This is a genomic window from Isoptericola sp. BMS4 (assembly GCF_011634835.1).
Lineage (GTDB): Bacteria > Actinomycetota > Actinomycetes > Actinomycetales > Cellulomonadaceae > Isoptericola.
On record NZ_SIRP01000001.1, the window covers coordinates 2,760,048 to 2,771,831 of the forward strand.

An 11,784-nucleotide genomic window follows, 5' to 3' on the forward strand; every position below is an offset into this window, starting at 1 on the left:
CGTCAGCCCCGCACCGGGACGCCCCGGGCGGCCCCACCCGGGCCGCCTCCCTCCTTCGCAGCGAACAGAGGTGCACCATGAATCCCCCCATCCTCGGCCACCGCCGGCGGGGCGCTCCCGCGGCCGCCGGCCGGACCCGCCTCGTCGCCGGGGCAGCGGCCGGCGCGCTCGTCGCGGTGGCCCTCGCGGTCCCCGCGGCGTCCGCCGTGCCCACCGCCGGCGACGCCACGCAGCCGGGCACGCAGCAGTCCGCGCCGACGGCGGACGTGCTGGCGGAGCAGGTCCTGACATTCACCGGGAGCAACAGCGTCACCGAGTACGCCTCCGCCCCCACCACCGCCACCGCGGGGCCCGCCACGATCGTGTTCGAGAACAGCGTCGCGACGGGCAACACCATCGGCATGAGCCACACGCTCACGTTCGACACGACGACCCCGGGCTACAACCACGACGTCGACCTGGACATCCTGGCCAACCCCTTCGACTCGACCGAGGGCCGCCACGAGGTCGAGGTCACCCTGACCCCGGGCACGTACCGCTACTTCTGCGCCATCCCGGGCCACGGCACGATGGTCGGCGAGCTGGTCGTGACGGACGGTTCCGGCGGCGAGGACACCACGGCGCCCACCGTCACGGCCGACGTGACGGGCTCCCAGGACGCCGACGGCGCGTACGTCGGCTCCGCGACCGTCACGCTGAACGCGTCCGACGCCGAGTCCGAGGTGGAGTCGGTCGAGTACGAGGTCGACGGCGGCGGGTTCCAGCCCTACACGGAGCCCTTCGACGTCACGGCGCCCGGCGAGCACACTGTCACGTTCCGGGCGACCGACACCGCCGGGAACACCTCCGAGGCCGCCACGACGACCTTCACCGTCGTCGAGGAGACGCCGGAGGACGTCGTGGCGCCGACCGTCACGGCGGACGTCACCGGCGAGCAGGACGCCGACGGCTCCTACGTCGGCTCCGCGACCGTCACCCTGACGGCCACCGACGACGACTCCGGCGTCGCCTCCGTCGAGTACGACCTCGACGACGCCGGCTTCACCGAGTACACCGAGCCGGTCGAGCTGACCGAGCCGGGGATGCACATGCTCTCCTACCGGGCCACCGACCAGGCCGGCAACGTCTCCGAGGCCGCGATGGTGCACGTCGTCGTCGTCGCCGAGGACACCACCGCGCCGTCCGTCACGGCCGAGGTCACCGGCGAGCAGGACGCCGACGGCTCCTACGTCGGCTCCGCGACCGTCACCCTCGCCGCCACCGACGACGAGTCCGGCGTCGACACCGTCGAGTACGACCTCGACGGTGCCGGCTTCGCGGCGTACACCGACCCCGTGGTCGTGACGGCCCCGGGCGAGCACACGCTCGGCTACCGGGCGACGGACGCCGCCGGGAACGTGTCGGAGGCGGGTTCGGTGACCTTCACGGTCGTCGGGACCGGCGAGGAGGACACGACCGCGCCCGTGGTCGCCGCCGAGGTGACCGGGGAGCTCGACGACGACGGCGCCTACGTCGGCACGGCCACCGTGGCGCTGACCGCGACCGACGAGGCCTCGGCCGTCGAGAGCGTGGAGTACGACCTCGACGGCGACGGTTTCACCGCGTACGACGAGCCGTTCGACGTCACGACGCCCGGCGAGCACACGGTGCGGTACCGGGCCACCGACGCCGCCGGGAACGTCTCCGAGCCCGGGGCCGTGACCTTCACCGTGGCCGAGCCCGTCGCCGAGGACACCACGCCCCCGGCGGTGACGGCCGACGTCACGGGCGAGCAGGACGGGGACGGCGCCTACGTCGGCTCCGCGACCGTCGCCCTGAGCGCCACGGACGAGGAGTCGGGCGTCGCCTCCGTCGAGTACGACCTCGACGGCTCCGGATTCATGGCCTACACCGACCCGGTGGTGATCGACGCCGCGGGCGAGCACACGCTCACCTACCGGGCGACGGACGAGGCGGGCAACGTCTCCGAGCCGTCGGCCGTCGACGTCGTGGTCGTGGCCGACGACGGCGAGCCCGACGACACCGCGCCGCCCTTCGTGGCCGCCGACCTCACCGGTGACCGGGACGACGACGGTGCCTACGTCGGCGAGGTGAGCATCGAGATCACCGCGACGGACGAGGGCTCCGGCGTCGCCGGGATCGAGTACGCGCTCGACCAGGCGGCCTTCACCGCCTACACCGGGCCCGTCACCGTGTCCGACCCGGGCGCGCACACCCTGCGCTACCGGGCCACCGACGACGCGGGGAACACGTCGACGACACAGACGCTGCCGTTCCTCGTCTCGCGGGCCGGCACCGACGTCTGCCCTGCCTCCGACGAGCGGGAGACCGTGATCGTCGGGGGCGTCGACTCCGGCGTCGCCAACGTCGACACCGGCGACGGCTGCACCGTGGCCGACCTCGTCGACGCCGACGGCGAGTACGCCAACCACGGCGCGTTCGTCTCCCACGTCCGGGACGTCGCCACGACGCTGGCCGACGACGGGACGATCGACAAGAAGGACCGTCCGAAGCTGGTCCGCGCCGCGGCCCGCTCGGACGTCGGCAAGGGGTAGCAAGGGCCGCACCACAGGGCAGCAGCCCGCGCCGCCCCGGTACCGCCTGGTGCCGGGGCGGCGTCGTGTCAGCCGGCGGGCGCGGCGCCGCACGCCACGAGCGCCCCCTCGATCGCCCGGGCGGCGCGGTCGTAGGCCCCGGCGTCGCCGCGCAGCACCGACTCGGAGTCCGCCCGGTCGAGGAAGGCGTCGATCTCGAACACGAGCTGAGCGGCGTCCGTGCCGGGCGCGAGCTCGCCACGCTCGACCGCCGCGGCCAGGAGCCTGGCGAGATAGCCGTCCCAGTCCCGCAGCGCCTCGGCGACCGCGTCGCGGACCGGCCCCGGGGTGCGGGCGTCCAGCTCGGTCGCGGCCGACCGGAAGAAGCACCCGCCCTCGAAGACCCGGCCCCGGGAGTAGTCGAGCCAGGCCAGGACGGTGCGCCGCAGCCGCGGGAGCCCGCGCTCGGCGCCTCTGGCCGGGTCGACGACCGCCTCGGTGAACACCTGCCGGGCGTACGCCACCGTGGCGAGCTGCAGGCCCTCCTTGGACCCGAAGAGCCCGGCGATCCCGCTCTTGTTCACCGGTGCCACCGCCCCGCGCGTTCTGGCGCGTCGGCCCACCCGCTCCGGTCCGCCCCGCGGACCGCGCCGTCCACGAGCAGGCCCGGCGCGGCACCGTGCGCGTCGGCGACCTGCCCGTCGTCACCTACGCGTGGGGCGACCCGGCCGCTCCGCCGGTACTGCTCTCGCACGGATGGCAGCTGCGCGCCTCCCGGTTCGCGCCCCTCGTCACCGCGCTCACCGGCGCCGGGCTGCGCGCCCTCGAGCGCACCGAGGGGCCGTTCGCCGGCGTCGTCGGGCGCCGCGAGGGAGAAGCACGACGGCGCCCCGCCCCTCGCGAGGAGGGACGGGGCGCCGGCGGCGACGTCTCAGTCGACGAGCGAACGCAGCACGTACTGCAGGATGCCGCCGTTGCGGTAGTAGTCCGCCTCGCCCGGGGTGTCGATGCGCACCACGGCGTCGAACTCGACGGTGCTGCCGTCGGCCTTGGTCGCGGTGACCTTGACGGTGGACGGCGTCGTGCCCTCGTTCAGCGCGGCGACGCCCGCGATGTCGAAGGTCTCGGTGCCGTCGAGGCCCAGCGACTCGACCGACTCGCCGGCCGGGAACTGCAGCGGCAGCACGCCCATGCCGATGAGGTTGGAGCGGTGGATGCGCTCGAAGCTCTCCGTGATGACGGCCTTGACGCCCAGCAGCGCGGTGCCCTTGGCCGCCCAGTCGCGCGACGAGCCGGAGCCGTACTCCTTGCCGCCGAGCACCACCAGCGGGGTGCCCTGCGCGGCGTAGTCCTGCGCGGCGTCGTAGATCGTGTCCTGGGCGTTCTTCACGAAGTTGAACGTGTAGCCGCCCTCGACGCCTTCGAGGAGCTGGTTCTTCAGGCGGATGTTCGCGAACGTGCCGCGGATCATCACCTCGTGGTTGCCCCGGCGCGAGCCGTAGGAGTTGAAGTCGCGGCGCGCGACGCCGTGCTCGGCAAGGTACTTGCCGGCCGGGCTGTCCGGCTTGATCGCGCCCGCCGGGGAGATGTGGTCCGTCGTGACCGAGTCGCCCAGCTTGGCGAGCACGCGGGCACCGGAGATGTCCTCCACCGGGGCCGGCGTGGCGCCCATGCCCTCGAAGTACGGGGGCTTGCGCACGTAGGTGGACTCGCCGTCCCACGAGAACGTGTCGCCCTCCGGGGTGTCCAGGGCGCGCCACCGCTCGTCCCCGGTGAAGACGTCGGCGTAGTCCTTGGTGAACATGTCGCGGTCGATCGACGTCGCGATGGTCTTCTCGACCTCGTCGGGCGTCGGCCAGATGTCCGCCAGGAAGATCGGCTTTCCGTCGGCGTCACGGCCCAGCGGGTCGTGGTCGAAGTCGAACTCCATCGTCCCGGCCAGCGCGTAGGCGATGACCAGCGGCGGGGACGCCAGGTAGTTCATCTTGACGTCCGGGTTGATCCGACCCTCGAAGTTCCGGTTGCCGGACAGCACCGAGACGACCGCGAGGTCGTGCTCGTTGACGGCCTCCGAGATCTTCTCGTCCAGCGGGCCGGAGTTGCCGATGCAGGTGGCGCAGCCGTAGCCGACCAGGTGGAAGCCGAGCTTCTCCAGGTACGGCCACAGGCCGGCCTTCTCGTAGTAGTTCGTGACGACCTGCGAGCCCGGCGCCATCGACGTCTTGACCCACGGCTTGGACACCAGGCCCTTGTCGACCGCGTTCTTCGCGAGCAGCGCGGCGGCGATCATCACCGACGGGTTGGACGTGTTCGTGCAGGAGGTGATCGAGGCGATCGCCACCGCGCCGTGGAACAGGTCGAACTGCTTGCCCTCGCTGTCCGTGACGGACACCGTGCGGCGGCCGTTCGCGTGGATCGCGGGCGAGTCCGAGGCCGGGAACGACTCCTTCTCCGCCTCGTCCACCACGTCGGTGACGTCGGAGGCGTAGTTCGGCAGGTCGCGCCCGAAGGCCGACTTGGCGTTCGACAGCTCGATGCGGTCCTGCGGGCGCTTCGGGCCGGCGATCGACGGCACCACGGTGCCGAGGTCGAGCTCCAGGTACTCGGAGAACGTGGGCTCCGTGTAGCCGGCGTCGCTCGGGTCGAGCCACAGGCCCTGCTCCTTGGCGTACGCCTCGACGAGCGCGAGCTGCTCGTCGCTGCGGCCGGTGAGGCGCAGGTAGTCGACCGTCACGGAGTCGATCGGGAAGATCGCCGCGGTGGAGCCGAACTCCGGGGACATGTTGCCGATGGTGGCGCGGTTCGCGAGCGGCACCTGGGCCACGCCCGAGCCGTAGAACTCGACGAACTTGCCGACCACGCCGTGCTGGCGGAGCATCTGGGTGATCGTGAGGACGACGTCGGTCGCCGTCACGCCGGCGGGGATCTCGCCGGTGAGCTTGAAGCCGACCACGCGCGGGATGAGCATCGACACCGGCTGGCCGAGCATGGCCGCCTCCGCCTCGATGCCGCCGACGCCCCAGCCCAGCACGCCCAGGCCGTTGACCATCGTGGTGTGCGAGTCGGTGCCGACGCAGGTGTCGGGGTAGGCCCGGAGCACGCCGTCCACCTCGCGGGTCATGACGGTGCGCGCCAGGTACTCGATGTTCACCTGGTGCACGATGCCGGTGCCCGGGGGCACGACCTTGAAGTCGTCGAACGCGGTCTGGCCCCAGCGCAGGAACTTGTAGCGCTCGTGGTTGCGCTCGTACTCGAACTCGACGTTGCGGGCGAACGCGTCGGCGCGGCCCGCGACGTCGATCTGCACGGAGTGGTCGATGACCATCTCGGCCGGGGACAGCGGGTTGATCCGCTTCGGGTCGCCGCCGAGCTCCGCGACGGCCTCGCGCATCGTGGCGAGGTCGACGACGCAGGGCACGCCCGTGAAGTCCTGCATGATGACGCGGGCGGGCGTGAACTGGATCTCGGTGTCGGGGTGGGCGTCCGGGTCCCACGACGCGAGGGCGCGCACGTGGTCGGCGGTGATGTTGGCGCCGTCCTCGGTACGCAGGAGGTTCTCGGCGAGGATCTTCAGGGAGTACGGGAGGCGCTCCGCGCCCTCGACGGCGGACAGCCGGAAGATCTCGTACGACTTCCCGCCGACCTCCAGCGTTCCCTTCGATCCGAACGTGTCCACGCTGCTCACTGCGGCTCCTTCTGCGGGGCTGGCCGGCGCGGTCGCCGTGCTGCGGGGCACGGGTCCGGCACCGGGGGTACTGGGGGCTCCACCCAGCGTACGCATGCGCCGCCGGGCTGCACCCAGCATAGACCATTTATCTTGACGTCAAGATACTTCGCGTCATCTGCGCGCGTCGACCGCAGGACCCCACCACCGCGCCGGCGTCCCGCCGTCCGGCCGGGAACAGCCGTGTCGCCCCGGCCGTTGAGGCCTCTGCCGCCGACCGGAAGGACGCCCGATGACGCCCGCCTCCCCCGCGAACAGCCCCGCCGACAGCATCACCGACACCACCGCCGGGCCCGCGGGCCCTCCGCCGCTGCCTCCGCTGCGCGAGCAGGCCGACCTCCTCGTCGCCCGGGGTCTGCTGGATCCGGACGGGCCGCTGACGCCGACGGCGCTGCACGAGGCCGCCGACCGGCTGACGGGGCCCGCAGGCGGCGGCGCGCTCCTCGTCGTGCACCCGCGGCTGCTGCCGCCGTCCGCCCTCACCGGCCACCTGCGGCGCACCACGACCGTGCGCCGGCGCCCGGTCGAGCGCGCCGGGTTCGTGGTCGTCGACATGCCCGACGTGGACGACTTCGCGCCCGTCACGGATGTCGTCGTGCCCGACGCGGACGTGTACGCCGTCGCCGGGCCGGACCGCGGCGACGACATGACCGGCTGGTCGCCGGAGGAGGCCGCGCCCGAGATCGCCCGCCGGGGACGCAGCCCGCTCACGCTCGCCGAGGGGGTCTCCTGGGTGCTGCAGCAGCCGGACGTCCTGGAGCGGAACCGGTGCTTCATGACCGTCGCCTCCCGGCTGCGCCGGCCGGACGGGACGTTCGACGCCCGTACGCCGGCGATCTGGATCTCGAACGGCACGGGCCGCGACGGCACCGAGAACCGCGGCGCGCCCAAGGTCGGCTGGTGCTGGTGGCGCAACCGGCACGCCTGGCTCGGGTTCGCGTCCGCGGCCGCGCGGCTCGCCTGAGGCCACCCGGCGCGGGTTCAGCCGCCGGCGGGCCCGGTCCGCACGACGCGGACCTCGAGCCCCGCGGGGTCGACGCCCGCCGGGAGCGCCACCACACTCGTGGTGAAGACCAGGTCCGCGGTGCACGGCCCGTCGCCGTCGCGCGCGAGCCGCACCGTCACCCGGTCGCCCGAGGCCGTGACCTCCGTGGGCCGCCACGGGCAGGTCGAGCTCGCCGCCGCGTACACCGCGAGGCGCCCGTCGTCGCCGAGCACCCAGCCGGGCTCGGGGTCGGACAGGTCGGCCTCGACGCCGCCCGGCACGCCGCGGTAGGTGGTGAGCACCAGGCGCTGCGGCTGGCGCACGAGCAGCGCGAGCACGAGCGCGGCCAGCACCACCACGGCGACGACCGCGAGCCTGCCCGGCAGCCACCGCCGTGGGGGCGCTCCCCCGCCGTCACCCACCATGCGGCGACCGTAGCGTCATGACACGGTGTCCGCCGTGCCGGCCGGGGTTGTGGCGGCCACGGCGCTCTGGCACGGTCTGGGCACCCGGCGCGCACGTCGCGCACCGCACGACCGAAGGAGCTCCCATGCGTGCCACCCGTGTCACCTCCGCGCTCGCCGTCCCCGTCCTCGCCGCCTCCCTGACACTGCCCGCCGCGGCCACGGAAGGCGCCGCCGAGACCGTCCCGGGCGGTCCCTGGGTGTGCGGCGAGCAGCCCATCCGGCTCTCGGGGCTGCACAGCAACGGCGAGCTCTCCGCCGCGCTCGACCGGCTCGCGGCGCGCCATCCCGACGTCGTCGACGTCACCGAGATCGGCCGGTCCGTCGAAGGACGCCCCCTCGAGTCCGTCACCGTGGGGCACGGCGAGCGGACCCTGCTCGTGCTGACCCAGGTCCACGGCGACGAGCCGCTGGGCACCGAGGCGGCGCTCGCGCTCCTGGACCGGGCCACCGCACCGACGCCGGCCGGGGACGCGCTGCGCGACGGCGTCACCCTCGTCGTCGTGCCGCGCATCAACCCCGACGGCTGGGAGCGGTACCAGGACCCGGACTTCGCCGAGGGCCTGGACCCGCGACGCAACTCGAACGACATCGATCTCAACCGCACCTTCGGCCCGAGCGAGATCGACCTCGCGCTCGCCCCCGAGGCCGCCGCGGTGCAGGGGCTGGTCGAGGACGTCGACCCCAACCTCATCCTCGACTACCACCACCAGGTGAGCTACGCGAACGACGACGGCCTGGTCACCATGTCGGTGCTGTGGGGCACCCACCCGGACGTCGCGCCCGAGGTCGCCGACGACGGCCGACGCGCGACGGCGGTGATCGGCGACGCCCTCGCCGGCTCGGGGCACGCGAACGTCTCGCTGTACCCCCGCAGCGACACCGCGACGACCGCGCGCAACGGCCTGTCCCTCGACGGCTACCCCACCGTCCTCGTCGAGCAGCGCGGCCAGCAGGACGCCGGCCAGAAGAGCCACGGCGCCCTGGTCCGCGAGGCGCTGGCGAGCATGACCGGCGTCGCGGCGGCGCTGGCGGACGGGTCGTTCGACGACGTCGACCCGGCGGCGGCCGACCTGCTCCCCGAGCGCGGGGACCGCGTCCGCGAGACCTGCTGAGCGCCTCCGCCCCGGCCCGCCACAGCCGGGTTATCGGGCGGAGGGGGCCTTGCGGCAAGGCCCCCTCCGCCCGGCAGACTTCCGGTCCGCGCGGGGCGGACCGCGCGGGGGACGGAGGTGCGGGATGCATGACGTGGTGGTCGTCGGGAGCGGCCCGACAGGACTGATGCTCGCCGGCGAGCTGGCGCTGGCGGGGGTCGACGCCGTGGTGGTCGAACGGCGGGGCTCGCAGGACCTCGACGGCTCGCGCGGCGGGGGGTTCCACGCGCGCACCGTCGAGCTGCTCGACCAGCGCGGCATCGCCGGGCCGTTCCTGGCCGAGGGCGAGCGGGTGCCGACGGTCACGTTCGGCGGGACGAGGATCGGGCTGGGCACCCTGCCGACTCGGCACGCGTTCACCTTGGCCCTCTTCCAGCCGCACGTCGAGCGGCTGCTGCTGCGGTGGGTCGAGGAGCAGGGGCAGGTGGTCCGGCACGGCACGGAGGTCACCGGGATCGTGGCCGACGACGACGGCGTCGACGTCCGGCTCGCCGCCGGCGACGCGCTCCGGGCACGCTACGTCGTGGGGGCGGACGGGGGCCGCAGCCTGGTGCGGCGCGCAGCCGGCATCCGGCTCGTGGGCCCGGACGCCACCCGCAGCACCCTGATCGCCGAGGTCGAGCTGGCCGGGGAGCCGGTGCCGGCCGGGACGGTGGACGCCCGGGGCACCCACGGCCTGCACCCCCTGGGCGACGGCACCGTCCGCGTGGTCGTGACCCAGGACGGCCCGCCGCCCGAGGACGAGCCCACGCTCCGCGACCTGCGGCGCGCGCTCGACGAGGTGTTCGGCACGGACTTCGGCGTCCACAGTCCCCGGTGGCTGTCCCGCTTCACCGACGCCACCCGGCAGGCGGAAACCTACCGGCGGGGGCGCGTGCTGCTGGCCGGCGACGCCGCGCACGTGCACTCCCCGACGGGGGGCCAGGGCATCGGCCTCGGGGTGCAGGACGCCGTCAACCTCGGCTGGAAGCTGGCACAGGTGGTCCAGGGCGCCTCCGGCGAGGAGCTGCTCGACACGTACCACGCGGAACGGCACCCGGCCGGGGCGCGCGCGCTCGGGTACACCATGGCCCAGTCCCTGTTCCAGCGGGCCGACCCGCGTCAGGAGGCCCTGCGCGGCATGCTCGACGAGGTGCTGCGCGTCGACCGGGCGGCCGAGCTGGTCGCCGCCCGCGTCACCGGCCTGGACGTGGCGTACGACCTCGGCACCGGGCACCCGCTGCTGGGGCGCCGGGTGCCGGACCTCGACCTCGTGACCGTCGACGGCCCGGTGCGGATGTTCGAGCTGCTGCACGAGGCACGCCCGGTCGTCCTGGAGCTCGGTGGTCCGCCGCTCGACGTCCGACCCTGGGCCGGGCGCGTCCGGAGGGTGACCGCGACCTGCGAGCACGGCTGGACGCTCCCGGCCGTCGGCGACGTGCCCGCACCGACAGGCGTCGTGGTGCGGCCCGACGGCCACGTGGCGTGGGTCGGCGAGGGCACCTCGGACGGGTTCGCGGACGCGCTCGCCCGCTGGTTCGGCTCCCCGGAGGAGGCCGGGCGCGGCGACGGCTGACCGCCGCCGGGGCCCGTCACGCCCGCCGCAGGACGGCGACCGCCTCCACGTGGTGAGTGTGCGGGAACAGGTCGAACGCCCGCAGGTCGGCGAGCTCGTAGCCGCGCTCCGCGAGGTAGGCGACGTCGCGGGCCAGTGCGGCGGGGTCGCACGCGACGTAGACCACGCGCCGCGGGGAGCGCTCGGCGATCGCGTCGACCACCCCGCGCCCGGCTCCCGCCCGCGGCGGGTCGAGGACGACGACGTCCGCGTCCCCGACGGGCGCCCCGGCCACGTCCCCGCTCGCCAGCACCCGGTCGACGGCCCCCAGCCGCAGGTCGACCTGCGGCAGGTCGTGGGCGTTGCGGCGGGCGTCCTTCACGGCCCGGGCGTCGCTCTCGACAGCCACGACCGTGCCCGCGTCCCCGACGGCGCGCGCGAGCGGCAGGGTGAACAGGCCCGCGCCCGAGTAGAGGTCGAGCACCCGCCCGCCGGCCACGTCGCCGACGGCGTCCAGCACCGCCCCGGCCAGCAGCCCCGGCGCCTCGCGGTGCACCTGCCAGAACCCGTCGGCGGCGACCCGGTAGTGCAGGTCGCCTCCGCCGTCCCCGTCCACGGCACGCAGGCGGAGCGTCTCCGCCACCGCGCGGCGGGCGTTCGGCCGGGTGTCGGCGCGGCCCCGGCGCCACGGCGTGCCGTCGACCAGCAGCAGGGGCTCCGCGGACTCCCCCGCGGGGGCCACCAGCTCCAGGCGGGCGCCGGGCTCCCAGCGCCGCGTCCACACGCCCTCCGCCTCGGCGAGCGCGGCGACCCGGTCGGTGGCCAGGGGCATGCCGGTCAGCGGGACGACGTCGTGCGAGCGGAACCGCCGCATCCCCGCGCGCCCGTCGGCGCCGGCGGCCAGCTCGATCCGGGTGCGGTACCCGAGCCCGGCCCGCTCCTCGTCACCGGGGGCGGCCTCCACCTCGACCGGACGGTCGAGCCGGGCCAGGCGGGCGAGCTGCTCGGCGAGCACGGCGGCCTTCCACCGCCGCTGCGCGGGCAGGGACACGTGCGCCAGCTCGCCCCCGCCGACCCCGCCCGGGCCGGCCTCGGGCCAGGCGGACGGCACCCGGTCCTCGGACGCCTCGAGGACCTCGACGGCGTCGGCGCGCCAGAACCGCTTGCCGGTCTCGGTGACGCGCGCCCGGACGCGCTCGCCGGGCAGGGTGTGGCGCACGAAGACCACACGGCCGTCGAGGCGGGCGACGCAGTGCCCGCCGTGCGCGACCGGGCCGACCTCCAGGTCGACCTCCCGGCCGACCTCGGGGTCGACGGCGGCGGGGGCGACGGGACGGCGGGGAGCGGAACGGCGGGGACGAGGCATGCCGACCATTCTCCCCGACTCGC

General features: G+C 74.8%; 8 protein-coding genes. 4 read left to right on the forward strand and 4 right to left on the reverse strand.

Translation table 11 applies throughout. The features are described 5' to 3' along the window. Positions 1 to 77: 77 nt before the first annotated feature. Entirely contained in the window at positions 78 to 2,555 is a 2,478-nt protein-coding gene (locus EYB28_RS12415; protein WP_166848302.1) for an OmpL47-type beta-barrel domain-containing protein, read from the forward strand. Between the two features lie 68 nt (positions 2,556 to 2,623). On the opposite strand, the gene EYB28_RS12420 is transcribed toward EYB28_RS12415, so the two are convergent. Together EYB28_RS12420 and acnA are read right to left on the reverse strand one after the other, a co-directional pair. Then, entirely contained in the window at positions 2,624 to 3,118 is a 495-nt protein-coding gene (locus tag EYB28_RS12420) for a TetR family transcriptional regulator C-terminal domain-containing protein (RefSeq protein WP_166848304.1), read from the reverse strand. Between the two features lie 347 nt (positions 3,119 to 3,465). Then, complete coding sequence (gene acnA / locus EYB28_RS12425; RefSeq protein ID WP_166848306.1) at positions 3,466 to 6,219, reverse strand: aconitate hydratase AcnA; 2,754 nt, start codon at positions 6,217 to 6,219, stop codon at positions 3,466 to 3,468. 271 nt (positions 6,220 to 6,490) lie between these two features. On the opposite strand from acnA, the gene EYB28_RS12430 reads away from it, so the two are divergent. Then, entirely contained in the window at positions 6,491 to 7,222 is a 732-nt protein-coding gene (locus tag EYB28_RS12430; protein WP_240930537.1) for a DUF5701 family protein, read from the forward strand. A 17-nt stretch (positions 7,223 to 7,239) separates the two neighbouring features. Here the strand turns inward: EYB28_RS12430 and EYB28_RS12435 are convergent, their stop codons facing one another. Further along, positions 7,240 to 7,668, reverse strand: a complete 429-nt coding sequence (locus EYB28_RS12435) for a hypothetical protein (protein WP_166848308.1) — start codon at positions 7,666 to 7,668, stop codon at positions 7,240 to 7,242. Between the two features lie 125 nt (positions 7,669 to 7,793). On the opposite strand from EYB28_RS12435, the gene EYB28_RS12440 reads away from it, so the two are divergent. Beyond that, the gene (locus tag EYB28_RS12440) at positions 7,794 to 8,822 is read left to right on the forward strand and encodes a M14 family zinc carboxypeptidase (RefSeq protein ID WP_166848310.1); all 1,029 of its coding nucleotides are present in this window, start codon (positions 7,794 to 7,796) and stop codon (positions 8,820 to 8,822) included. 124 nt (positions 8,823 to 8,946) lie between these two features. Next, positions 8,947 to 10,416 carry an FAD-dependent monooxygenase gene (locus EYB28_RS12445; RefSeq protein ID WP_166848312.1) on the forward strand — a complete coding sequence of 490 codons (1,470 nt, stop codon included), beginning with the start codon at positions 8,947 to 8,949 and terminating at the stop codon, positions 10,414 to 10,416. Between the two features lie 16 nt (positions 10,417 to 10,432). Here EYB28_RS12445 and EYB28_RS12450 read toward each other — a convergent pair whose 3' ends face one another. Then, the gene (locus EYB28_RS12450; protein WP_166848314.1) at positions 10,433 to 11,761 is read right to left on the reverse strand and encodes a class I SAM-dependent RNA methyltransferase; all 1,329 of its coding nucleotides are present in this window, start codon (positions 11,759 to 11,761) and stop codon (positions 10,433 to 10,435) included. Between the last annotated feature and the right edge of the window lie 23 nt (positions 11,762 to 11,784).